This window comes from Ramlibacter henchirensis (assembly GCF_004682015.1).
Classification (GTDB): Bacteria; Pseudomonadota; Gammaproteobacteria; order Burkholderiales; family Burkholderiaceae_C; genus Ramlibacter; species Ramlibacter henchirensis.
Window position 1 is genome coordinate 900,743 of the sequence record NZ_SMLM01000002.1, and the last position, 21,758, is coordinate 922,500.

23 protein-coding genes and 1 pseudogene are annotated in these 21,758 nt (G+C 62.8%); 10 read left to right on the top strand and 14 right to left on the bottom strand.

Annotated elements, in window-relative coordinates:
- Positions 1-46 precede the first annotated feature (46 nt).
- Complete coding sequence (locus EZ313_RS17050; protein ID WP_135264462.1) at positions 47-760, top strand: TetR/AcrR family transcriptional regulator; 714 nt, start codon at positions 47-49, stop codon at positions 758-760.
- Between the two features lie 25 nt (positions 761-785).
- Here the strand turns inward: EZ313_RS17050 and EZ313_RS17055 are convergent, their stop codons facing one another.
- Positions 786-1,700, bottom strand: a complete 915-nt coding sequence (locus tag EZ313_RS17055; protein ID WP_135264463.1) for an IclR family transcriptional regulator — start codon at positions 1,698-1,700, stop codon at positions 786-788.
- A gap of 102 nt (positions 1,701-1,802) precedes the next feature.
- On the opposite strand from EZ313_RS17055, the gene EZ313_RS17060 reads away from it, so the two are divergent.
- From EZ313_RS17060 to EZ313_RS17070, 3 genes are read left to right on the top strand one after another with little or no spacing between them, the layout of a single operon-like run.
- The gene (locus EZ313_RS17060; protein ID WP_135264464.1) at positions 1,803-2,984 is read left to right on the top strand and encodes a thiolase family protein; all 1,182 of its coding nucleotides are present in this window, start codon (positions 1,803-1,805) and stop codon (positions 2,982-2,984) included.
- A 30-nt stretch (positions 2,985-3,014) separates the two neighbouring features.
- Entirely contained in the window at positions 3,015-3,779 is a 765-nt protein-coding gene (locus EZ313_RS17065; protein ID WP_135264465.1) for an SDR family NAD(P)-dependent oxidoreductase, read from the top strand.
- A 4-nt stretch (positions 3,780-3,783) separates the two neighbouring features.
- A complete protein-coding gene (locus EZ313_RS17070; RefSeq protein ID WP_135264466.1) occupies positions 3,784-4,545 on the top strand; it encodes a crotonase/enoyl-CoA hydratase family protein in 762 nt (253 codons plus the stop codon).
- Positions 4,546-4,849: 304 nt separating this feature from the next.
- Here the strand turns inward: EZ313_RS17070 and EZ313_RS17075 are convergent, their stop codons facing one another.
- The 4 genes from EZ313_RS17075 to EZ313_RS17085 form a co-directional block, all read right to left on the bottom strand.
- Positions 4,850-5,839 carry an NADPH:quinone reductase gene (locus tag EZ313_RS17075; RefSeq protein WP_135264467.1) on the bottom strand — a complete coding sequence of 330 codons (990 nt, stop codon included), beginning with the start codon at positions 5,837-5,839 and terminating at the stop codon, positions 4,850-4,852.
- Between the two features lie 9 nt (positions 5,840-5,848).
- Positions 5,849-5,977: a hypothetical protein gene (locus EZ313_RS23715; protein ID WP_276606967.1), complete on the bottom strand. Its 129-nt coding sequence runs from the start codon at positions 5,975-5,977 to the stop codon at positions 5,849-5,851.
- Positions 5,978-7,461: 1,484 nt separating this feature from the next.
- On the bottom strand, positions 7,462-8,193 hold the full coding sequence (locus EZ313_RS17080) for a TetR/AcrR family transcriptional regulator (RefSeq protein ID WP_167772629.1): 732 nt from the start codon (positions 8,191-8,193) through the stop codon (positions 7,462-7,464).
- Positions 8,190-8,483 (bottom strand): antibiotic biosynthesis monooxygenase family protein, encoded by a 294-nt coding sequence (locus EZ313_RS17085; RefSeq protein ID WP_135264469.1) that lies wholly within the window; start codon positions 8,481-8,483, stop codon positions 8,190-8,192. The genes EZ313_RS17080 and EZ313_RS17085 overlap by 4 nt, the downstream gene beginning before the upstream one ends.
- 263 nt (positions 8,484-8,746) lie before the next feature.
- On the opposite strand from EZ313_RS17085, the gene EZ313_RS17090 reads away from it, so the two are divergent.
- Positions 8,747-9,724 carry a Bug family tripartite tricarboxylate transporter substrate binding protein gene (locus EZ313_RS17090; protein WP_167772630.1) on the top strand — a complete coding sequence of 326 codons (978 nt, stop codon included), beginning with the start codon at positions 8,747-8,749 and terminating at the stop codon, positions 9,722-9,724.
- Positions 9,725-9,744: 20 nt separating this feature from the next.
- On the opposite strand, the gene EZ313_RS17095 is transcribed toward EZ313_RS17090, so the two are convergent.
- The 6 genes from EZ313_RS17095 to EZ313_RS17125 form a co-directional block, all read right to left on the bottom strand.
- Positions 9,745-10,365 (bottom strand): nuclear transport factor 2 family protein, encoded by a 621-nt coding sequence (locus EZ313_RS17095; protein WP_240788686.1) that lies wholly within the window; start codon positions 10,363-10,365, stop codon positions 9,745-9,747.
- Entirely contained in the window at positions 10,247-10,852 is a 606-nt protein-coding gene (locus EZ313_RS17100) for a VOC family protein (protein ID WP_167772632.1), read from the bottom strand. Before EZ313_RS17100 ends, EZ313_RS17095 begins: the two co-directional genes overlap by 119 nt.
- 13 nt (positions 10,853-10,865) lie before the next feature.
- Positions 10,866-11,504: a TauD/TfdA dioxygenase family protein gene (locus tag EZ313_RS23630; protein WP_240788687.1), complete on the bottom strand. Its 639-nt coding sequence runs from the start codon at positions 11,502-11,504 to the stop codon at positions 10,866-10,868.
- Between the two features lie 119 nt (positions 11,505-11,623).
- On the bottom strand, positions 11,624-12,616 hold the full coding sequence (locus EZ313_RS17115; RefSeq protein WP_135264473.1) for an alpha/beta fold hydrolase: 993 nt from the start codon (positions 12,614-12,616) through the stop codon (positions 11,624-11,626).
- A complete protein-coding gene (locus EZ313_RS17120; protein WP_135264474.1) occupies positions 12,613-13,803 on the bottom strand; it encodes an alpha-hydroxy acid oxidase in 1,191 nt (396 codons plus the stop codon). Before EZ313_RS17120 ends, EZ313_RS17115 begins: the two co-directional genes overlap by 4 nt.
- 31 nt (positions 13,804-13,834) lie before the next feature.
- The gene (locus EZ313_RS17125; RefSeq protein ID WP_135264475.1) at positions 13,835-14,722 is read right to left on the bottom strand and encodes a TauD/TfdA dioxygenase family protein; all 888 of its coding nucleotides are present in this window, start codon (positions 14,720-14,722) and stop codon (positions 13,835-13,837) included.
- A 595-nt stretch (positions 14,723-15,317) separates the two neighbouring features.
- Between EZ313_RS17125 and EZ313_RS17130 the strand changes: the two genes are divergently transcribed.
- The 3 genes from EZ313_RS17130 to EZ313_RS17140 all read left to right on the top strand — a co-directional run bounded on the left by EZ313_RS17130 (position 15,318) and on the right by EZ313_RS17140 (position 17,279).
- On the top strand, positions 15,318-15,737 hold the full coding sequence (locus EZ313_RS17130; RefSeq protein ID WP_135264476.1) for a hypothetical protein: 420 nt from the start codon (positions 15,318-15,320) through the stop codon (positions 15,735-15,737).
- 468 nt (positions 15,738-16,205) lie between these two features.
- Positions 16,206-16,895, top strand: a complete 690-nt coding sequence (locus EZ313_RS23770; protein WP_338106326.1) for a nitroreductase family protein — start codon at positions 16,206-16,208, stop codon at positions 16,893-16,895.
- Positions 16,896-17,051: 156 nt separating this feature from the next.
- Positions 17,052-17,279 carry a helix-turn-helix transcriptional regulator gene (locus EZ313_RS17140; protein ID WP_135264477.1) on the top strand — a complete coding sequence of 76 codons (228 nt, stop codon included), beginning with the start codon at positions 17,052-17,054 and terminating at the stop codon, positions 17,277-17,279.
- Positions 17,280-17,336: 57 nt separating this feature from the next.
- Here the strand turns inward: EZ313_RS17140 and EZ313_RS17145 are convergent, their stop codons facing one another.
- Entirely contained in the window at positions 17,337-18,005 is a 669-nt protein-coding gene (locus tag EZ313_RS17145) for a helix-turn-helix domain-containing protein (RefSeq protein ID WP_240788688.1), read from the bottom strand.
- A 434-nt stretch (positions 18,006-18,439) separates the two neighbouring features.
- Here EZ313_RS17145 and EZ313_RS17150 point away from each other — a divergent pair, with 434 nt between their 5' ends.
- Both EZ313_RS17150 and EZ313_RS17155 read left to right on the top strand, forming a co-directional pair.
- Positions 18,440-18,787 (top strand): hypothetical protein, encoded by a 348-nt coding sequence (locus EZ313_RS17150; protein ID WP_135264478.1) that lies wholly within the window; start codon positions 18,440-18,442, stop codon positions 18,785-18,787.
- A gap of 120 nt (positions 18,788-18,907) precedes the next feature.
- Entirely contained in the window at positions 18,908-19,666 is a 759-nt protein-coding gene (locus EZ313_RS17155; RefSeq protein WP_135264479.1) for a hypothetical protein, read from the top strand.
- A gap of 878 nt (positions 19,667-20,544) precedes the next feature.
- On the opposite strand, the pseudogene EZ313_RS17160 reads toward EZ313_RS17155, so the two are convergent.
- Both EZ313_RS17160 and EZ313_RS17165 read right to left on the bottom strand, forming a co-directional pair.
- Positions 20,545-20,998: pseudogene (locus EZ313_RS17160) on the bottom strand (nuclear transport factor 2 family protein); the annotation flags it as partial.
- Between the two features lie 67 nt (positions 20,999-21,065).
- Positions 21,066-21,734, bottom strand: coding sequence for a glutathione S-transferase family protein (locus EZ313_RS17165; RefSeq protein WP_135264480.1), 669 nt, complete (start codon positions 21,732-21,734; stop codon positions 21,066-21,068).
- Positions 21,735-21,758: the final 24 nt, after the last annotated feature.

Below are 21,758 nucleotides of genomic sequence, written 5' to 3' on the forward strand. Positions count from 1 at the left end.
GATTGCTTCATGTGTCACTACAATCAAGGCTGCAACAGCCTTATTCATGACGATCCCACCGGCCACCCTCAGCGCCCGTGCTCCACGGCCAGATCCAGCAGAGGGCTCCGCCAAGCTCCAGATCAAGGAGTACAAGGAATCCCTGGTGATCGAGGCGGCGGCAACGCTGTTCTACGAACGGGGGTTCCAAGGCACCACCCTGGACGACATCGCGGCGGCGCTGGGCGTCACAAAGCCGTTCATCTACACGTACTTCAAATCGAAGTACGACCTGCTCGAGCGCCTGTTCGACCGCGTCTACGACGAGTTCTACCGGACCCTTGCCGAGTTCAAGAACCTGCCGGAGACGGACCCCGTGCTGCGGTTCGAGTACTTCGTCGGGACCTACGCGCAGCAGAACATGGACCGGCGCCAGTTCACGGCGCTGATGCTGCAAGAGGAAAAGAACCTCAATGCGGCCAAGCAGGCCGACATGCTCGAAAAGCAGCGGGAGTTCGACAAGCTGCTTCCCGAGCTGATCACCGATGGCGTGCGCGCAGGCGTCTTCCACGTCGAAGACGTGACGCTGACGGCGCTGTCCATCGCCGGCATGATCCGCTGGATCCATCGCTGGTACACGCCGGACCGGCGGCTCAGCGACGAGAAGATCCGCCGGCTGTTCGTCGAGAACGCGCTGCGCCTTGTGGGCTACGTACCGGCCATGCCGAAGCCCAGTCAGCCGCCGCCTAGACAGGCGTCCGCAAGACGGAAGCCGGGCTGATTGATCTTGCGGGCCTGCCGAGCGTTCAGCGGTTGTCGATCCCCAGCGTCGCGCTGACGTTCTGCACCAGCGTTGCCAAGCGCAGCCCAAGTTCGTTCAGCAACTCCGGCGATTCGGACAGCCGGTACGAAGGCACGGTGCAGCCGAAACAGAAGAATTGCCCATCCAGACGCGTGCGCACAGGCACCGCGACCCCGACCGTGATCGGGTCGAGTTCGCCACGGTTGTAGCAATAGCCTCGGCGCGCGAGCTCGGCCCGCGTTTCGTCGAGCTTTTCGCGCAGCCAGGCTGCGCGCTCCGGGTCGGCGGCAGCCATGGGGCGCAAGTGGCGCTCTCGCGACTCGTCGTCCAGCAACACCAGGTACGCGCGACCCGCGGCCGACCGCGACAGCGAGGTGTTCGAGCCGAGCTCCGGCCGGAACACAGCATTCCCCTTCCCCGCGCACAGCTCGACAAAAAGCGGCCGCTGCTGTTCGGTACCTGCCGCGAGGCTGACCAAGCCTTGGACATGGTCGGCAAGCTCCTGCATCAACGGCCGCGCCACTGATCGAATGGTCATCGCGGACAGGAGTGGCAGCGACAGTGCAAGCACACCGGGCGCGAGCCTGTAGAGCCCGCGCTCACCTGGGGAGTGGAGCAGCCCGAGTTCCACAAGGGTCTGGATCGCCCGGAATGCGGTCGGCTTCGGCAAGCCGGAGCGCTCGATCAACTCGCGGCTTCCAAGCGTCGGCTGCGCTGGCGTAAAGCAGCGCAAAAGGCCGATGCCGCGCGCGAGGGCACTAGAGGAACGGCCGTCCCTCTCGTCATCGTCGGCACGAAGCGGCTCCGGCACCAGCGGAGCCGCCGTTTCCGTGTCGGCACTGCGACGCACGGCCGCTCGCGGGCGCCGGACCCGGGTGGCCGCCTCGGCAACCCCGCGCTTCGAAGGAGTGTTGGACATGCATGAAGTCTATTCGACACAAGTGGCGTACATCCAAGTTATGGACCTACACTCTCATTTTTGCGATACTCTGGTCTCAACTTCCTAGTTAGATAGTCTCACATGTCACAGACCGCATACATCGTCGACGCCATCCGCTCGCCGTCAGGCCGTGTCAAGGCAGGGGGCGCGTTCACGGAGCTGCACCCGACCGAACTCCTCGGACAGGTGCTGCAGCAGCTCATCCAGCGCAACGGGATCGACCCGGGGGAAGTCGGTGATGTGATCACCGGCTGCGTGAGCCAGAGTGGCGAGCAGTCCGCCACGCCGGGCCGTGTGGCCTGGCTGGCCGCCGGCTTCCCGGACCACGTTCCCGCGACCACGATCGACCGCAAGTGCGGCTCGTCCCAGCAGGCGATCGCGTTCGGTGCCCAAGGCATCATGGCCGGCGCGCACGACATCGTGATCGCCTGTGGCGTGGAGTCGATGAGCCGCGTACCGATGGGCAGCGCGCGCATGGACAAGAACCCGTTCGGGCCCTCGTACACGGCGCGCTACGGCGCGCAGATCTCGCAGGGTGCCGCTGCAGAGCGCGTGGCAGCGAAGTGGAACCTATCGCGCGACGAGCTGGACCGCTACGCTGCCCGCTCGCACCGGCTCGCGGGCGAAGCCGACGCCAGCGGCCGATTCGCACGCGAGATCGTCGCCATCCGTACCGCCGCGGGTGTGGTCGAACGCGACGAAACGATCCGCGCCGAAAGCACGGCCGAGAAGCTTGCCCAGCTCAAACCGACGTTCGCGGACGAGAAGCTTCGAGAACGCTTCCCGGAGATCACCGACTGGCGGATCACGGCTGGCAACTCGTCGCAGATGGTCGACGGTGCAGCAGCGGTGCTGCTCGTGAGCGAGCGCATGGCGAACAAGCTCGGGCTCAAACCGCGGGCGCGTTTCGTCGCCTTCGATGTGCGTGGCGACGACCCGATGATGATGCTCACGGCGCCCATCGCCTCGTCACGCGCGGCGCTCGCGAAAGCAGGCATGAAGGTCGACCAGATCGACGCATTCGAGATCAACGAAGCCTTCGCGCCGGTTCCGCTGGCCTGGCTGCGCGAACTGCAGGCGGACCCCGAGCGGCTGAACCCATGCGGCGGTGCGATTGCACTGGGCCATCCGCTGGGCGCTTCGGGCGCGCGGCTGACCACCACGTTGCTGAATCACCTGGAGGCACGCGGCCTGCGCTATGGCCTGCAGTCCATGTGCGAAGCCGGCGGCATGGCGAACACCATGATCCTCGAGCGCGTCTAAGCGCTTTCCCCGTAAAGCGAAGGCACTTCAATGAGAATCGAACGAAGCAGCGCAGTCGTGACTGGCGGCGCCTCGGGTCTTGGCCTGGCGACCGTGCGCCGACTGGTCGAACAGGGCGCCGCAGTCGTCATCGCCGACCTGCCCTCCTCCAATGGCGCCGAGGTGGCGGCGCAACTCGGCGCGTCGGTGCGTTTCGTGCCGGCCGACGTCACCAGCGAGCCGCAAATGCAGGAAGCCGTGGCCGCGGCTGTTGGCCTCGCGCCGCTGCGCGTCTTGGTCAACTGCGCTGGCCGCGGCGGTGCGTTGCGCGTGCTGGACAAGGAAGGCAATCCTGGAGCACTCGAGTTCTACGAGAACATCGTGCGCATCAACCTGATCGGCAGCTTCAACGCCCTTCGATTGGCGGCGGCTGCGATGGCAAGCAACGAGCCGGTGGATGGCGACCGCGGCGTGTGCATCCTGACTTCGTCGGTTGCCGCGTGGGAAGGCCAGGTGGGGCAGATTCCGTACGCGTCCGCGAAGGCCGGCATCGTCGGCATGACGCTGGTCGCCGCGCGTGACCTTGCCCAACGCGCAATACGCGTCGTGACGATCGCGCCCGGCATCTTCGACACACCCATCCTGGCGCGCCTGCCGGAGAACGTGAAGGCATCGCTCGGCGCCTCGGTGCCGCACCCGCCGCGGCTGGGCGTGCCAGACGAATTCGCCAGACTCGCGATGCATGTGATCGACAACGCGATGATCAACGGCGAAACGATCCGCGTCGATGGCGCCATCCGCATGCAACCGAGGTAAGAGCATGTCCGAACTGCTCTTAGAGCGCCGCGATGGCGTGCTCGTGATGACGATGAACCGGCCCGAAGCGCGCAACGCCATGACGCAGGCGCTGGCGAGCGAGATGGCCGCGGCGCTGGACGAGCTGGAAAGCGAGTCTGCCCTTCGCATCGGCGTACTCACCGGCGCAGGCGGCCACTTTTGTTCGGGCATGGACCTGAAGGCGTTCCTGCGGGGCGAGTTGCCGCGGATTGAAGGGCGCGGCTTCGGCGCGCTGACGCAGGCGCCGCCGAAGAAGCCGCTGATCGCGGCGGTGGAAGGTTATGCGCTCGCCGGCGGGTTCGAAATGGTGCTGTCCTGCGACCTGATCGTCGCTTCGCGCGACGCCAAGTTTGGCCTCCCCGAGGTCAAGCGCGGTCTCGCGGCCACCGCGGGCGGGCTGATGCGCTTGCCGCGCCGCATCCCGTATCACGTCGCGATGCAGTACGTGCTGACGGGCGACCTGCTCCCGGCCGACCGCGCCTCGCAACTGGGCCTGGTCAACGAATTGGTCGAGCCAGGCAAAGCACTCGATGCCGCGCTCGACCTCGCGAAGAAACTGCTGGCCAACGGCCCGCTTGCACTGGTTGCGGCCAAGCGGGTGGTCTCCGAATCTCGTGACTGGTCGGATTCGGAGATGTTCGAGCGACAGAAGGCGTATACCGCAGCTGTGTTCGAATCGGAGGATGCCAAGGAAGGCGCGAGAGCCTTCGCCGAAAAGCGTCCGCCGATCTGGCGTGGGCGCTAGCGGGAGTTGCGGTCCGCGAGTGCCGATCGTGAACGAACTCGCCGAGGGCGAGCGCTACTTCATCTTCATCTGCGCCGACCTTACGTTACCAGCTCCAGGTGTAGCAGCTCGGCAAGGAGCTGGGCGGACCATCATCGTTGACAAGAAGGGCGGTGCCGGCGGCAACCTCGGCGCCCAGAAGTCAAGCGCGCCGCACCGGCTAGCTACACGTTCTTCTACGCCACGTCCGCGGTAGTTCTGTCCCGGCAAACCCGGCGAGCCACACAGGGCACTATCTCAAGCGGTTGCTCGGGCGCGCAGCCGATTAGCCGCCGACGCGCAGCACCACGTTGCCGCCCGCCGAGCCATCGCCCACCATGTCGTGCGCCCGCGCAATCTCCGCGAGCGGCAGGCGATGCGCGATGTTGTGGCGGACCGTGCCTTTGTCCAGCAGCTTGTCCAGGCACTTGATGGCGCGCGCGCGGTGCTCGCGCTCCAGGATGTAGACCATGAAGAAGCGCAGCTCGATGTTCCTCGCAATCAGCGGAAAGAAATCGAGCGAGAAGCGGCTTTGCCCGCTGCCGTACACGACGACATCGGCGCCGTCGCGCATGCATGCGGGGTCGACTGTGCCATTTGCCCCGATGTCGACCTCGATGATTCGATCCACGCCTTTGCCGCCGGTCGCGTCGAGCACGCGTGCCGTCAAATCCTCCTGCTTGTAATTGACCAGCACATCCGCGCCCGCATCACGCGCGAGCTGCGCCTTCGCTTCGCTGCCCGCCGTGGCGATCACCTGCGCCGCGCCGAGTTGTTTTGCGAACTGCACCGCATAGTGGCCCACCGCCCCCGCGCCGCCCTGCACCAGCACCGTCTTGCCCTGCACGCCGCCCGCCACGAGGACCGCATGCATCGCCGTGAGCGCCGGGATGCCCAGGCATGCGCCAGCTTCGTCAGGCGCGCCGGCTGCAAGCGGCACCGCCTGCTCGGCGGGAAGCACGACGAACTGCGCCGCGGTGCCGAATGGACGGCCCCAAGCCGCGTTCCACACCCACACCCGCTCGCCGACGCGCCCGCCGTGCACGCCTTCGCCCACCGAATCGATGACGCCCATGCCGTCGCTGTGCGGCACGACTCGCGGGAACGGCAGGTCCTTGCTGCGAAAGCCCATGCGCGACTTGACATCGGATGGATTGACGCCGCTCCATAGCACTCGCACGCGGACTTCGCCGGCGGAGGGCACGGGGTCGGGCATGTCGCCGAGCTGAAGGACTTCGCCGGCCGGGCCGGTGCGTTCGTAGTAGGCCGCTTTCATGACGGCATGTTAGTGGCAATCAGCTGCTGCTCGCGAGCACCCGCGCGACGATGCGGTCGCAGCGTTCGCCGTCGCACCGAACAGCTCTTCATGCGCCATGTCGACGTCATGCGCGAGCAGCTCGGCGGTCTCTTCCACGCTCAGCTCTTGGCTGCTCCTCATGCCCAGCTGCCCTCGACAAGAAAACTCGGAATGGAAACCGCTGCTCAGGTCGAAGATGGTTCACTCGCATGCACGGCCGCTCAGGACTGCTGGCGGCCAAGTTACCGCATCGTGGATCGGCGTCGGCGGTCATGGGAAGCGATGCAAAGGAGCCTGCCCCGAAACAGGCGATGACGAGCGCCGCCTTGCGCCCGGGATGGGTTCCCCACCCGAAAAGGCAGCGGCGCGCGAAACGCAGGACGGGATGATGGAGGCGCGATTCGCACTCCTGTCCTGCGAGGACGTCATCAGACCAACATGATTTAGCACCAGCTTCCAAAAAGGCCTGGCCCAGTGTCCCAGGCCCGACAAAGACTTTCTAAAGCGGCTGCGAGAACTTGCAGCACCGCGCGGAATGCTACGTCCCTATTGATCGGCTTGGAGGAGCTCTCTGACGTGCGCAGGCACGTACCCGCGGCCAGGCGCCGGCGCATATGCGACGCACACGATCGCGCCTGCGCAAATCCGTTCTCACATTTCCATAATCTGTCTGGGACACTGGGCCAGAAGAGAAGAAGAGAAGAAAGATGAGCAAGATGAGAAGAGCGGCGAATGACGGCTCACCGGTAAACCTGGCGCCAGCGGGTCCTCCCGGGGTGATGAAGATGCGGGTGAATTCGGCCCGCAGTGCCGCAAGATTTAGGCAAGTTGTAGGGGGGTTATATGTGGTCTCGGCAAACAGCCCCTGCTTCACAGCCAGCCTAAAGGGGCGCGGGTCCTTTTCGCGCTGGCTGCCCGCTGGCGCAGGCAAGTGCCGCCGGCGTTCGCAGGCTCAGTCGACCTCAAGGACTACGTCAGTTGCTACGCAGTTACCACCTGGGCGGGAGCGCAGTAGTTCATGCTTGACGGCCGTGTGGATGGCACGTAGAGCGAGCCATTCAGCAGCTCGCGCTAAGCTCTCGACCCAGCGGAGTGGCAGCTATGGAGACCAAGCGAGCATTCCGGTCGCTCGAGAGCATAGAGGCCCAGGCTGTGACCCGGGCGCAGGTCCGCCCTTTCCTTGAAAGCCGCGGATTCACCATCTTGGAAGACGAACGACCCAGGGGCGGCCAAGAGCACATCGTCACGGCAACGAGCCCGTCGGGGGAAACCCTGAAGGTTCGGGTCCGCTGTTGCTGGACTTGGTACAAGGTCCCGGAGCCAGATCGCAAGGTTTCAGCCACTCAGCTGACTGCGGGCAACAAGGGGGGTGGAGCGCCACATTCGCACGTCTGTTGACAAGCCAGCAGAAGGCAGGCGTCTCGCATTTCCTACCAGTGCAACGCGATGAGAAGGGAATCTCCTCAGCGGTGCTCTTGCCCACCCATGACCTCGAACCGTTGTGGGAGAAGCAGCGCTCGGTCTTCAATCAGGAATGTCAAGCGGGTCACATAAGGCTCGGGCCAACTCAGTCGAGAACGGTGACAGCCCTACCCTCTGGCTCAAAGATGACCGCGGTCCGGGAAGGTCCGCCGTAACGGACGTCCTCTGGTCCTGGTCAACGTTGACGGATCTGACCAACCGACCAGTCGCAGGGCGAGCCCGCGCATGTGCGCGCAAAGCTCCTCTTCACTGAGGCGACCCGAACGGCGGTACCAGCGGTGTGTCCATCGCACCATCCCGCTGATGGCGAGAGAGCAGACGGCTGCGTCGGCGACGTTGAATTCACCGACCTCCACGCCTTCGGAGATCAGCTGTGTCAAGCGTTGGTCAAACTCGTGCTGCTGACGGCGAATTTCCGCAATCCGGTCCGCTGAGAGATTTTTTTCTTCTTCCAGCAGGATGCCTGTGATCTTATGCTGCTGGATGTTGCTGCGAACGAAAACGTCCATGAACGCCTCCAGCCTCGCGCGCGGGCTTCCCAGCCGCGAATTGAGTGCGGCGTAAGCCTTGCCGAAGAAGTCCGAGTAGACCATGTCGAACAACGCTTCCAGCAAGGCGTCCTTCGACTTGAAATATGTGTAGATGAACGGCTTCGTCATGTTGAGCGCAGCCGCGATTTCGTCGAGAGTCGTCTTCTGGAAACCCTTTTCGTAGAAGAGGTTCGCGGCTGCAGAAAGGATCAGCTGCTCCTTGTACTCCTTGATCTGGGTCTTTGCACTGACTTCCGCACCCAGGACGAGTGTTGCCGGGTCCGTTCTGCCATCCCTGCTGGCAACCAATGCCTTTTTCATTCCACCACGCTGAAGTGCTCTACCAGCGGCGCCGATGCGAAGAACGGGCCCACCCGGTTTCTCCATTCCAGATAGGCAGGCGAATTCCTGAATCCGACGGTGTGGTCTTCAATCGTTCCCCATTCGATGACGAGCACGAAACGGTTGGGCGACTCGACGCCACGGAGGATGCGATGACGCAGATAGCCGCCGGCCTTGGCAATGTAGTCGCGTGCGGCTGCAGCCACCACAGACTCGAATTCAGAAACGTGTTGCGCTTCAACGCGCAGGTCCGCAATCTCGAAAATCATTGGATATCCCTTTGCGATCAGGCAAAGAAGCATACTGCAGAGTAGCTCGGCAGCGCTCGCCCGAATTATCCCTGAAGAACCACCCCGGGTTACTACCACCTTGACCTACGACCATACGAAATCTACTCTTCGGAATGTTTTCAGACCAATGGGTTCTTCCGCAGTCATCGTCCGTCCCCGCTGCTCTGAACGCACACATCCTGTCTCGTGGTACTTCCCCCACCCCATTTGCTCAAGTGAGCGCACCTCCAGGAGAGCCAGCAATGACCAGCCGCCGCGATATTCTCAAGAGCACCCTTGGTGCCGCCTCGATGCTAACGATGGGGTCCTCATTCGCCCAGGCCGAAACGACAAAGATGGTCATTCCGGTGGCGTCAGGTGGCCTGGCGGACATCCTCTTCCGGATCATTCAGGATCCGCTCGAAAGGCTCGCAGGCCGGCCTCTCGTCGCGGACTACAAGCCGGGTGGCGGCGGAGCGATCGGGCTGTTGCAGACGGCGCGCGCGCCTGCCGACGGCACCACCCTCGGTTGGGCTTACAGCGGCCCTATGTCGACGATACCGATTCTCCGTCCGAGTGTGGGCTACGACCCGCGCACGGACCTGACGCCTGTGTCCCTGATCATGAGAACGCCCAGCGTGTTCTTCGGCAGCATGAACCTGCCGGTCTCGGACATTGCGGGACTGATTGCGTATGCCAAGTCCGGTGGAAAAGAGATCACCTGCGGTAACGCGGCGGTGGGCGGCCTCGGCCACTTGACGAGCGTCCTGCTTGGCTTGCGCGCCGACATCAAGCTCCTGCACGTGCCATACACCGGCACGCCCGCCCTGCTGACGGCTCTCATGTCAGGCGACCTGAACATCGGGACAACGGCAATCAACACATCGATCATGAAGCTCGTTGAAGACAAGCGCATCAAGATTCTCGGCGTCGCCTCCAACGGCCCGTCCGAACTCGTGCCCGGTGCCATGCCAGTGTCGCAAGTCCTTCCCGGATTTAAGTCGGAGATCCTGTACGGTGCTGTTGCGCCCAAGGGGACACCGAGGCCGATCGTGGAGCGGTGGAATTCCGCATTCGTCAAGGTGCTGTCGGACAAAGCAATCCAGGCGAAATACATACAAAACAGCGTCATCCCCATGTCGTCAACGCCCGAGCAGTACAGCGAATTGATCAAGGCCGAATATGACCAATGGGCGGACGTGATCAAACGCGCGGGGATCGACGCCTCCGCAGTACGCTGAACTGGGCCGGCCGCGCTGCTTCAGGGCAGCAAGCCGATTTCCCGCAGTTCCTCGAACAGGGGATCTCGCGAATCGCGTCTGCCGATGGCCCACTGCGGCTTTGGCCGCGGGGCGTCCTGCGGGATTGGCACGACTCGCTTCCAGTCATGGACCACCGTGCGCCGGGCGATGAGCCATGGACCATCACGACGCTCGAAGCGATCGACGTACCTCGCCGAGGAGAACATGTCGAACCCCGCGCTGCTTCCTGAAACGGGCTGGCCGGTGAGTTGCGCGAGACTCGAGCCGGCATCCGCCGGGTAACTCTGGATCGTCCTGACGTAGCTCTCCGACACAGCCAGGTTGCTGCCGTTGAAATCCCTGCCGTTGAAATCCACCACGATGTTGGAGATCGAGTGACTCGAAAAGGCCACCGACCGGTGGCGTTCTGAGATCCAGGCGATCAGTTCATCGACCGTTCCCTCGAACGGGCCATGGCGGTCGACCGCGTCAGGATGAAAAACCGCGCGCATGCCGGCGCAGTCAAGGCGGTCGACGGCTCTGCACCACCTGAGGAGCACGTTCCTGATGGCAAGTTCGTCGGCAAACGCCTCTAGCACGGAGGACGAGCTTGGGCCTGCAGACGCCGCAGCTGTAGTCATCATTCTTCCTCCTGAGGTTGGCCGATGCTGCAAACGTGTCGAAGCCCGGCGGGTATTGGATGAATTCGAACAGTGTTCCGAGAATCGATGCAGGTCGCGTGAACGCGAACGAACACTGCGCCTCCTTCACGTCGCAGGAGATTCCATGGCGCAGCAGGAAATGCTGGATGCGGGGCTCTGCATCCAGAAACTCGAGGCCACTGCCAATCACGTTAGCCTGCGTGGCTGCCACGTCGTCCACGTGGAATGCAATTTGGTGGAGCCCCTGTCCGAAGCGTTCGAGAAACGGGTTCAGGATGTCGCCATCGCCACAGGGAGCCATCACCTCGAAGTCGATGTCCGCCACGCGGCAAAGGCAGAATTCCATGCCGTAATCCTCGAATCGCTGCACCGGGCCGGGGCTGGCGCCGAGCGTGCGCCTCAGCAACTCGACGGCGGCATCCAAGTCTGCAACCGCAATCCCGATCTCGGTCAGCTTGCGGATCATGTTTGCGGGAGCCTCACTGCGAAACGAGGGCCGCGGCTTCTTGCACGTCACCTTGCTTCAGGCGGCGCGCGAATGGCGCGCGGTACGGGGTTGCACGGTGCATGGTCGCACTGTTATCCCACATCACCAAATCATGCAGCTGCCAGGCATGCGAATAGACGAACTGGCTTTGTGTCGCATGTGCGGTCAAGTCGTCGATCAACTTGCGTCCCTTCTCCAAGCGCCAGCCGACATGTGCGAGGCATGGGAGGCGAGGTACAGCGACTGCGTCCCGTGCGCCTGTTCGTCCGCACGAGCGGCTGCTTCGGGGTGCGGCCCTGGCTGTCCGACGACACGTGGAGCGTGGTGACCCGGTGGGGCAAAGGGTAGAATGTGCCGTCGGCATGCCATTGGTCTTGGCCTTCATGAACAGCGCCACGCTGCTCGTCACCGGCAGGAGCATCCCCTGCTCGGCCACATTGGTGACATTGATGAGGTATGGCGTGGCGGTTTGTGTTTCCTTGAATGATGCACGCCGGGGCTCGCCCAGGTGCCGCAGGAGGCGCACCTGATCATCGTCTTGCAGCATTTGCTGCGCCAACACGAGAACTCCGTGCAGGGCCAGCGCACGCTCGATGGCGTCGACTTGTCCGGCGTCGAGCGGCTCGCGCAAGGAGCGGCTCGCGCAAGTCAAGGCCGCGCACTTGCGCAACGAACTCACCTTTCACAGGTGTCTGATGGATTGCGGATTTGCCATTGCTCACTTGCTGCTCCTTCAAAGGGCGGGACAAGTCATTCAGCCATCAGGCGCCGCAAATACGGGGCCCAAAATCTTGCCTCGATCTGGGAATAGTGCGCGTTCGTGTCGGGCCCTGCAGGCACCAGCACGGCCATCCCGTGCGCTACTTTTTGAATGGACCCTTGCAGGACGTTCAACTCCGCAGGCAGGACCACGTCGTCCTCGAAATTGACAGCGACGAGCCGGGCTCGAATCTTACCCAGGTCCGCAAGCGGATCGTAGTCGTGCGAGGACTGATACGCCCGCAACATGTCCGCGGGATCCTTCGCCAGGTTCTCCCGCACTACCGCGTCGAAGACCGATTTCGCAGCGTTCCTGTCAGGGATGTCGCGCAGCAGCACCGCGGGCCCTTCGAGCAGCACCTTCATGATCGGCATCACGTTGGCCCAGTGAGTCGGACGCTCCGTGTAGTTGCCATCCTGCCAGCCCGGATCGTTCAGGATCGCTTCGATGATGATCTGGCGCCAAAGGAGATTGCGACCCGCAATTGCGACCGGGAAACTGCTGATCGGAAACAGGCGCTTCGCAAAGTCTGGATAGGTGGTCCCCCAGAGCCATGTGTGCATGGCGCCCATGGAGATGCCGCCCACAAGCTCGGCGCGCTGAATGCCGAGACGCCTTGCCAACAGGTACTGAGCCTTCACCATGTCGCGATAGCCGTACATCGGAAAGCGTCCGCGCAGTCCATCACTGGGCTTGGTGGAACCCCCATGGCCCAACGCATCGGGCAAAACGATGAAGTAGCGCGCCGGATCGAGCACCCCGCCAGGGCTGAACAATTCGCTCGAGAGCGTCTCGCGCTCATACAGCGCTGAACTGCTTCCGGTTCCGTGAAAGAGCAACACGGCGTTCGCCATACTGCCATCGTCGCCCAGGCGAGGTTCGCCCAGCGTGCGGTAGGCCAGACGCACATCATCGAGCACTTCGCCCGTGAAGAGCTCGAACGAATCGAGGCTGATGTGGCCCTGCTTGAATCTGGTCGTCATCCGCCTCTGCTGTCGTGATGTTCGGCGGGCGCGTTGGGCGAATGGATTTCCGCGGGCTTGCGCCGCACGAGCGAAGCCGCGTCGTCCAGGGTTCGCACCCCAGCGATGGCAACCGCGATCATGAATTCGTTCCTGAGGATTTCCAGGACCCTTTCAGCTCCAGCCTGACCGCCAACGGCCAGTCCCCAGAGAGTCGGACGCCCGACCATGCAGGCGGACGCGCCGATCGCAACGGCCTTCAGGATGTCCGTGCCGGTGCGCACGCCGCCGTCCATCAGCAAGCGCGGCGAGCTGCCGGCTTGCTGCCGGATGGCATCCAGCGCATCAATCGACGCCGGCACATCGTCCAGCTGGCGGCCGCCATGGTTGGAAACGATCACGCCGTCCGCGCCAACCTCATGCGCATGCTGGACGTCTTCTCCTGAGAGGAGCCCCTTGAGGATGAGCTTGCCCTTCCACTGCGCCCGGATGGCCTCGACATCGTCCCACGTGACCGACGCATCGAATGAGTGGCCGGCCTTCTTCGCGCTACGGAGGAAGGAGCCCTGCGTGTTGTCGATGTTGCCGAATCGCACCGGGTTGAACAGGGCAGAGAGACTCCATGAGGGGTGCGTCGCAAAGTCCATGAACGTGCGAACGTCCTTGCGCAGCGGCAGACGCCAGCCATTCTCCAGGTCCCGCCAGCGCTTGCCATGCGCAGGCTGGTCCAGCGCCAGGCACAGGGTCTTGCACCCCACCGCCTGGGCGCGATGCAGGAGCGAAGCTGTCTTCTCGCGGTCCGTGATTATGTAGAGCTGAAACCAGAGATCGCAGTCCGGAGCGCCGCGCGCGACGTCTTCCATCGGAGCGACGGACATCGTCGACAGGCAGAAGGGCACGCCGAACCGGGCCGCCGCTTTCGCCAGGAGGATCTCGCCGTCCGGCCGCAGGAGGCCGGCCAGGCCCGTGGGCGCGATTCCGAGCGGCATCGACCATTTGCTGCCGGCAGCCTGTACGCTGACGTCGACCTTCGTCGTGTCACGTGCGACGCGCGGAATAAATTGCCAGCGCGAAAAGGCTTCCTCGTTGTCGCGCAGCGTGTTCTCCCTGGTGGCTCCACCGTCCACAAAGTCGAAAACCACTTTCGGTAGCCGCCGGCGAGCCGCCGCCCGCATCGCGGCGACAGAATGAATGTCGTCGACTCTCATGAAGCCATCGCAGGATTCGCCTGCATCTTCTCTATGCTCCCTGCAGAAGGGGCGCCACTTCGTGCGCGCCACCTTGCTTCATGCGGCGTACGAGCCGATCCTTGTAGGGAACCGCGCGATGCATGGTGGCGGCGTCATCCCACAGGACGAGATCGCGCGCCTGCCACATGTGGGTATACACGAATTGGGGTTGCGTCGCGTGCTCGATCAGCTCCTTCAGGAGCTTTCGTCCTTCTTCGACGGGCCAGCCGACGATGTGGGAAGCATGGGAGGCAAGATAGAGTGACTTGCGACCCGTAATCTTGTTTACGCGCACAAGCGGCTGGGGAGCGGTGCGGCTCTTGTGCTCCTCGGTCAGCTGCTCGGGCGTCATCCCGGCCTGCAGCAGCGACCAGCTGCGGTCATGCTGCACGACGAGGCCTTGCAACTCGCTCTGACGCTGGCCCGAGAGCGCCTCCCACGCGCCGCGCATGTCCGCGTATTCCGTGGGTGGCGCATTGTGCGGCAACTCGCGCGCGTGCAGCGTCGTGATGCGGTGAGGCAGCGGGTTATAGGTGCCGTCCGAATGCCACTGCTGGTTGGAGCGCATGAACATCGCGCCCTTGTCGGTCATCGGCAGGATGTTGCCCTCCGCGTCCGCGTTGGTGACGTCGATCAGGTAGCGGACCTCGGTCTGCGTCTCACTGAACGAAGCCGCTTTGGGCGGGCCGAACAGCTTGATGAAATTCAGTTGTTCCACATCTCCGATGCGCTGATCGCGGAAAATCAAGACACCGTGCGCGGCGAGCGTTTTCTCGACCCAGGCTGCCTGCTCGTTGGACAGCGTGTTGCGCAGGTCCAGCCCCTCCACGGAGGCGACGAACTCGCCCTTGATAGGCTGGACACGAACGTTGGGACTATCAGGCGCGGCTGTTTGCATGTTGGCTCCTTCCTTGCCGGGCCGGGAAATCCTTGCCGGACCAGTTAGAATGATTTGCTACCGATTGGTAGGAAGTAAATGTACAATTGGAACGCACCTTCCGATGTTGGTGGATACCCGTATGCCCCGGCAACTGAAGCCAATGCGGTAGAAAGGCAGTTCGCCGGAACACACAAGCAATCGATGAGTTCACCCGCCGCCCTGCGCGTTGTTGCGACAGGCCTGCTCTTCCCGGAGGGTCCCGTCGCGGCTGACGACGGCACGCTGCTGGTGGCCGACAAGATTCGTCAAGCTGGGGCGACACCATTCGCGCCGCACGCGCGACAAGCTGAGTGCCACCCGGTCAGGGGTTGCGAAGTCCAAGGCTCACAAGGACAGCATTTGCCGACGCACACCTTGCATTGCCGGTAGTCCGCTGCCCGCACTGCTTGAAATCCGGCCGGCAGGGCGGCGCGGTGCGCAGGCACCACTTCGACGGGAACGCGAAAGCAGTTGAAGGTCGTGAACGAAGCCATCGAACAAGTGATGGCGCTTTTCGCCGGGAAACGCAGATCCCACACTCCTGCAGGTCCTACAGAAGATTGCTGGAAGCAACTTGCTTGAGATCCCCGAGTCACTCCAAGTGCATGCTTCCGGAGTCCTTGAACAGGCCGAAGCCGAACAGATCGATGACGAACCGTCGGACCGCCAGTCAGACCGGGGCAGGGCAGTCAAACGCTTTCTGGCAGCGCAGTTTTCGCAGGTTGAGCCCTTCGCAGAGTATCTCAGCGGGAATGCGCATTTGGACACCCATCAGGGTGTAAAGGGCCTCGAATTCGAGCGTGTGATGGTCATCATGGATGATGCGGAAGCCAAGGGCTTCAACTTCAAGTACGAAGATCTGTTCGGCGGCAAATCGGCGGGAGACAAGACTACTGAGAACACGCGACGCCTGTTCTATGTGACCTGCAGTCGCGCTGAAAAAGGCCTGGCTCTGGTCGCCTCGATCCGGAGCGCATACGCAGGTTTGTTCTGAGGGAGAACTGGTTCACGGCAGAGGAAGTGGTCGTTGGCGTTCCAGCGTGAACGCTCTCTCCCCAAGCTGTTGCCGTCGCCTCCCGTACATCAGCAAGTTCGACCGGAGATAGTTGGCTTACTGGCGAAGCCTCTTCTCAATCCTTGTCTTGCTCATCACCAGCTCTGCATCGCTCAGGTCGCAACGGGCTAAGACTCGTGTTGGCTGCCCCAGGAAGACGTCTGGCAGCCTCACAGTGCGACGTTCACGCAAAGCGGGACCAACGACGCCGGCGGTGCGCGAAAAACTGCTTGCCCAGGCCGTCGACCTTTCCGGCGAAGCGCCCGAGCCAGTCGCGTTTCGTGCGGCAATGCTCTCACTCATGCAGCACTTTGCGGGACATCGAACTCCCTCTCTTGTCCGTTGACGAACCGCGCGGTGACGGACGATTCATCCTGTACGAGGCCCACCAGCTCGTAGCCCACGGAAATGGGCGTCCTGGTCATTCGCCTGGACTGCGGATGTGAGGGCGGCATGCAGATCGGCGCGATGGACCTGCAGGATCGGATGAAGGCGCTGGACTTGTGGGCACCGAACTCGCGGCGAGTCGTGGGACGAACAGGCGACGGTGTGTGCTCCCTCACTCGCTCGAGTGATGAACTTGATCTTCTTGATTCCTGTGTACCCCTCGGTCACCATGTCCACTCCGGCTTCCTCGGAAGCGATCGCGGCCAAGATTCGCCGATCATCACGAGCCGGGACGCACTGGGTCCGTACGGCGCTGTTGCCTGCGGCGCTTACGTGAGCAACTTCATGCTTGCCGCGCAGGCGCACGGTATCGCCTCTATCGCACAGGCAGCATTGTCGTCTTGGCCTGATGTCGTGCGGGAAGAGTTGCAGATCTCATCGGAACGCCGCGTCCTCTGCGGCATTTCATTTGGCTATGCCGATCTGGACACCCCGCAAACGGCTTCCGTACTACTCGCGCGCCATTGGACGATGTACTGCAATGGAGATATTGACCGTGGCGGGCGCAGCAAACCGACGGACTCGCAATCCACCGGTCACCGCGGCCTCGATCCGGCGGAACAGGAAGCAGCCCGATTAAGGCCGCGAAGCAGCACTGGATGCCACCTCGGTAGCTCCCGCTCCCCGCTCAGTGCCCCATCCGAGCTTTGATGGGTGCGGAGTAGCAGGGATTCAAATCCTTCTGGCAAGTGCTTGTGGTGGCTACCAGTTGTGCCCCATTGGATTAGCGATTACCCCGAAAAGTACCCCATAAGAGCTGCACCCTGTCCACGCAGACACGCTGCGCGTAGCTTGCCTCGCACTAGGATGCAGCAGAAGCGAGGTACACACGTGGAACAACCAACCAGCGAATCCTCCGAGCCTGAGGATCGCCTGCTCCGACTGCCGGAGGTGCTGAGGCTGTATCCCGTATCCAAGTCCGCGTGGTACGCGGGCATCACGGCCGGCCGCTACCCAGCCGGCATCAAGCTGTCTTCGCGTTCCGTCGCGTGGCGCAAAGTCGGACATCGACGCCCTCGTCCGCGCTGCGATTGAAGACCGGGGCTAACTCGCGCTAATGCGGAATTTAAGTGGGTTAGTTTCGCAGCGCGCCTAGGCCACCGCCCGCTTGGCAGCTCTTTTCGCGGGCGTTCTTTTCGCCACCGCGCTGCCCTTCCGCGCGGAGTTCTTCGCCGCCGTGCGCCGCACGCTTCTCGATTTTCCGCCTCGCGCCGTCTTAGACCTGGTGCGACGTTCAGCTGGAGCGATTGGAGACGCCTGCTTCCCGCTGGCAGATGGCTCCTCACTTCCGCCCTCCTGCCCTAGCCTCGCCGCCACCTCCCGCTTGCCGAGCCCGCGGACGGCCGCAATCTTCTCGACCTGCTGTGCGCGCGGGCGGGTCTTTCCACTCTCCCACTTGTAAACACTCAACGGCGAGACGCCCAAGATCTGCCCCATTGCCGCTGCGGAAATGCCGAAGCGTTGGCGCAGCTTGGCAAAACCCCTGGCACTGAAGCGGTGACGCTCAGATTGGGCCTCTTCGCTCACGTCGCTCACATTCCGAGCAGCACCACGGCCACTCCTTGTCGCCTTGGCGACCAACTTCTCCAGCGCGCCGATCCTTCGCTTCAACGCCGCTACTGCGCTGCGCTGCTGCGCCACCTGCTTCTTGAGTGCATCGCTGTCTGGCTTAGCAACTTTACGAGCAACGCGCGCGATTTCTTGCTTGAGGGCTGAGGCGATGTTTGGCATGTAGCAGGCACGGAGAAGAGGGATCGCCATGCTATCGCACTCACCGACCCATCACTAGTTTGATGGGTACTCGGGAACAGCTCTATTCAGGAACTCATATGCCCAGATTGCCAACTCCAATTTGCGTCCGACAGCTTCACACATCCGTTCTCGCGGTGCGTGACAGGCTCACAGAGGACGCTAGGAGCACGATCGATTTCGTGCTGGCCGACATGAGCGAAGACGCTCTTGCACTCATGTTCACGGAACTGTGCGCAACCTCGATCCTGATCTTCCTTGCAGATGGGGCGTACCAACTGCCAGCGGGGAATCGGGCGCACCCCAATGCGGCCGGTAAGGCTCCACCCCGCTGGCTAGCGTGCGCGACGCGCGCGGGATCTCGGCTGAAGGTGGATAGCTTGGCGAATTCCGCAGCCCGGCCGAGCGCAGAACAGGCCCCGCCCCCTTCATTGGCGGAGACGCTCATGCGCTTCAAGTTCTTGAGAGGACTGGAGCCCATACTCCCCCAGGTCGCTGCCGTCGACGCTTACCTGGGTGCAAAGCTGAAGGAGCTGCAAAACCTAGGTGAAGCCTTCGCTGAAGAGCTCGATGGCTACAAGATCAATCTGGACCACACCTTGGCGGTCTCGCTCGAATCCGACGGCGCTGTCAAGCTTGAGCTCGGAGGACTTCACCGAAACTCGTTGCATCCACAAGCCCAGTCGCTCGCGATGTCGCGCGGCCGATTTCCGTACGAGCGTAGCGGCGTTCTCTTGGGCCGAGACCTTGAGATAGTGTCCTGCCTACTCCTCCAGCGGGCCGTCGGCCCGTAGACTTTCTTTCGTCCTGGCTGCCGTAGAGCAGGCTTCCATCTCACTGTGGTGCAAACGTGGTGGCCGCGAACACCTGATTTGCGCTACAAATCCCGAACTGCTTCGAGTTGGGAGGGTGACATGCGGAGGCTGCGTTTCTTCGTCTGCTGCGCGGCGGCAGTTGTTGCGATCGGGTGCGGCAAGGCGACCGAAACCATCATCCCTTCGGACATGAGCACCTGGGACAAGGAGCTCGCTCCCGTCGTCCAGAAGCTGAGCGAAGAAGATAAGAAGCACTTCGTGGCCTACGTTGCACGCATGAAGTTGGCGGAAGGATTGTCAGGAGGGAAGAACGCAATCCCCTTCGGCATGACCGTCGGGCAGGCCATCGAAGAGCAGAAGAAGTGGGCCGCGGAACTGGAGCAGCGGCTGGCGCGGGAGAAGGCGGAAGAGCAAAAGCGAGAAGCCGAAGCCGCCGCCCTGGTCCAGAAGCTCGTGGCGGAGAGCATCGAAATCGCACGGCGAATCAATGAAGCAGTTACCGTCACGCTCCTCGCCAAGAGGGAGCTTCCCAGAAGCTTCGAAGCTGGGCGCTATAGCGACTACCAGCAGATCGTGATCGGCATCCAGAATAACGCGCAGAAACCGCTGAAGGCGCTGTCAGGGCGACTGGATTTCATCGATGCCTTCAACAAAGTCGTCGCGAAGGTTTACTTCGAAATCACGCGGGACGTGAAGCCTGGCGCCACATACAAGTGGACAGGCGGGCGCGACTACAACCAGTTCATCGACGAGCACCGAGTGCTTTGGAACTTGGACGATGGGCAGTACAAGACTCGCTTCGTGCCTGAGACGCTGATATTCACTGACGGTGAGAAGCTCACCATGCCTAAGCTCTAAGGGCTTGGATAGCGCCTGCCTCCCGCCGCTTTTTTCAGCAGTTCCTAGGCTACGTAAATCCCGGCTTATAGCGGGCTAGCCACTTCCCCTCACCGCCGGGCAGCGGCGGCTCGGACGCCGCGAGGGTCTAGCGACGTGCCTCACGGCCATCGCCAACCTCGCGAATTTGCCCGACCGAGGAGCGCGATACTCGAGTTTGGTCAGTTCGGAAGCACGAGACCGAAAGCGCGATCGTAGGACCGCCGGATGAACAATCCGGCGGTCACTTGTCCTCGGGGAACAGCTGGGGGAACCAAATGGCAGCTCGCGCTGCTTACCGGGACGTCGCCGCAAGGGGCGGTGCCATCGTGTTCAAGGTCCTAGACGTAGCTCGAACTCTGAAAGGCCGGGCACCCCCGTCGCAGCGCCTAGGCGGCGGCTCTTGGGGCCAGCTCGGGACCGCACCGGTGATCTAGGCTTCGCGCGTCAATGTCCGCTTCCGACACCCATTGCGGACATCGCCCCTTTTGTCCGCCGGTGCGTATCTGGCTCGAGTCGCAACACCGAATCGCGGCCGATCTGCCAAGTCGGCACCGCGGGGTCGACCAATCTTTGGCTCATGTGCTTTTTTCGAGCCGTCAACCACACGAACCCGGTGCGGAAAATGCCTGGCGCGCGACCCATTGAGCAGCCATTTCGCCCAAGGGATCGTTCGGGTGGCGTCAAGGCGCCCTTTCGCGTCCCGCGGGAGCTGGTGCCATTCAGTGCGTGTAGTACGTTCGCGATCAGGGCGAGGCAGCGGCCGCGACCTCCCTCACGTCACGCCACACGAAGTGCGACGTGCGTTTTGCGATCAGCCAGTTGCCGCCGCGGCGAACGTATTCGTCATTGTAGGTCACGCCGCTGCTGGTTGTCGTGGTCTTGCCCGCCTTCGTGGCGACCAGCACGACCAGGCAATAGGACACGCCGGTGGCACGATCCCCGCGAATGTCCACCGTCTGCTGGCCGTTGTGGTGGTGTGAAGTTTGCGAGGTACTCGCCGAACCTCTGCCCGATCTGCTCGCGCCCTTTCAGCGAAGAGGTCAGCGCCCCACCGACATAGCTGTCCACGGTCGCGTCCTCGGTGAACAGCAACACCTGGCTCTTCACGTCCTTGGCGTCGGCCAGGTTGGAGAAGGTGTCGACCAGTGTCTTGAGGGCGGCCCGGTCCTCGACGGACTGGATTCTTTGTTCAAGACTGAGTGGCTGTATGTGCTGGCGCTCCTTGCCCGTAGGCTGCTCGAGGGAGGTGCAGGCGCCCAGGAGGGAGAGGCCCACGGCTGCGGCAACTAAGACTCTGGTTGTACGTGGCATGAGGCAGTGCCGGAGCGGGGGGAACGGGTGAACTCTAACCCCGTAACGCTGACGGAAGCCGGACCGCCTAAGTTGAGCTGTCCGGCGCCGGAACAGTGGAAACTCCTTGAGCTGACGCGGCAACGCTTTGGGATTGCAGGGCGCGGCGGTAGCCCTCCCTTTGCTGCAGGCGCTCCCAGTACGCCTTCACCCCCGGCGTAAAACGTGTTGCGAACCCAAGGTGCTGCGCCAGCAGCAACGCATATCCAACCGAGACGTCGGCCGCGGTGAAGCGTCGGGCGCACAGGTGCTCCTGTTGGGCCAGCACCGGCTCCAATGTACGCAGCCTTGCCAGAAACCACTTTCCATAATCTTCCGCGACGGTAGGCAAGCGTCGCTGTTCCGGCTCGAAGCGCGAGTAACGCAGCACGAGCGTTTGCGGAAACGTGAGCGTGGCTTCGCCGAAGTGGAGGTAATTGAGATAGGCCCCATAGTCATCTTCCGAGGGCTCGACCTGCAGCGACGTGGGGGCGCTCAATGCGCAAAGGTACTGGCAGATGGCCGCCGACTCGGTCATCCGCGTGTGGCCGTTGATCATCAGCGGGACGGTACCCAGTGGATTGATGTCGAGGTACGAACGCGCCAAGACACGAGGTGGAAACGGCAGCATCTTCAAGTCATAGGGCAAGCCCAGTTCTTCCAACATCCAGAGAGGCCGGAAGGAACGCGCGCTCACGCAGTGGTAGAAGGTGATCATCAGGAGTCCAGCCCGGAATGGGCC

Coding starts and splice junctions, on each gene's coding strand:
- EZ313_RS17070 (WP_135264466.1), top strand. CDS start 3,784: ATGTCCGAACTGCTCTTAGAGCGCCGCGATGGCGTGCTCGTGATGACG.
- EZ313_RS17060 (WP_135264464.1), top strand. CDS start 1,803: ATGTCACAGACCGCATACATCGTCGACGCCATCCGCTCGCCGTCAGGC.
- EZ313_RS23770 (WP_338106326.1), top strand. CDS start 16,206: ATGGGCGTCCTGGTCATTCGCCTGGACTGCGGATGTGAGGGCGGCATG.
- EZ313_RS17095 (WP_240788686.1), bottom strand. CDS start 10,365: ATGACTACAGCTGCGGCGTCTGCAGGCCCAAGCTCGTCCTCCGTGCTA.
- EZ313_RS17080 (WP_167772629.1), bottom strand. CDS start 8,193: ATGAAAAAGGCATTGGTTGCCAGCAGGGATGGCAGAACGGACCCGGCA.
- EZ313_RS17085 (WP_135264469.1), bottom strand. CDS start 8,483: ATGATTTTCGAGATTGCGGACCTGCGCGTTGAAGCGCAACACGTTTCT.
- EZ313_RS17055 (WP_135264463.1), bottom strand. CDS start 1,700: ATGTCCAACACTCCTTCGAAGCGCGGGGTTGCCGAGGCGGCCACCCGG.
- EZ313_RS17140 (WP_135264477.1), top strand. CDS start 17,052: ATGCAGCAGAAGCGAGGTACACACGTGGAACAACCAACCAGCGAATCC.
- EZ313_RS17065 (WP_135264465.1), top strand. CDS start 3,015: ATGAGAATCGAACGAAGCAGCGCAGTCGTGACTGGCGGCGCCTCGGGT.
- EZ313_RS17050 (WP_135264462.1), top strand. CDS start 47: ATGACGATCCCACCGGCCACCCTCAGCGCCCGTGCTCCACGGCCAGAT.
- EZ313_RS17075 (WP_135264467.1), bottom strand. CDS start 5,839: ATGAAAGCGGCCTACTACGAACGCACCGGCCCGGCCGGCGAAGTCCTT.
- EZ313_RS17125 (WP_135264475.1), bottom strand. CDS start 14,722: ATGCAAACAGCCGCGCCTGATAGTCCCAACGTTCGTGTCCAGCCTATC.
- EZ313_RS17150 (WP_135264478.1), top strand. CDS start 18,440: ATGCGCTTCAAGTTCTTGAGAGGACTGGAGCCCATACTCCCCCAGGTC.
- EZ313_RS17155 (WP_135264479.1), top strand. CDS start 18,908: ATGCGGAGGCTGCGTTTCTTCGTCTGCTGCGCGGCGGCAGTTGTTGCG.
- EZ313_RS17120 (WP_135264474.1), bottom strand. CDS start 13,803: ATGAGAGTCGACGACATTCATTCTGTCGCCGCGATGCGGGCGGCGGCT.
- EZ313_RS17165 (WP_135264480.1), bottom strand. CDS start 21,734: ATGATCACCTTCTACCACTGCGTGAGCGCGCGTTCCTTCCGGCCTCTC.
- EZ313_RS17145 (WP_240788688.1), bottom strand. CDS start 18,005: ATGGCGATCCCTCTTCTCCGTGCCTGCTACATGCCAAACATCGCCTCA.
- EZ313_RS17100 (WP_167772632.1), bottom strand. CDS start 10,852: ATGATCCGCAAGCTGACCGAGATCGGGATTGCGGTTGCAGACTTGGAT.
- EZ313_RS17090 (WP_167772630.1), top strand. CDS start 8,747: ATGACCAGCCGCCGCGATATTCTCAAGAGCACCCTTGGTGCCGCCTCG.
- EZ313_RS17115 (WP_135264473.1), bottom strand. CDS start 12,616: ATGACGACCAGATTCAAGCAGGGCCACATCAGCCTCGATTCGTTCGAG.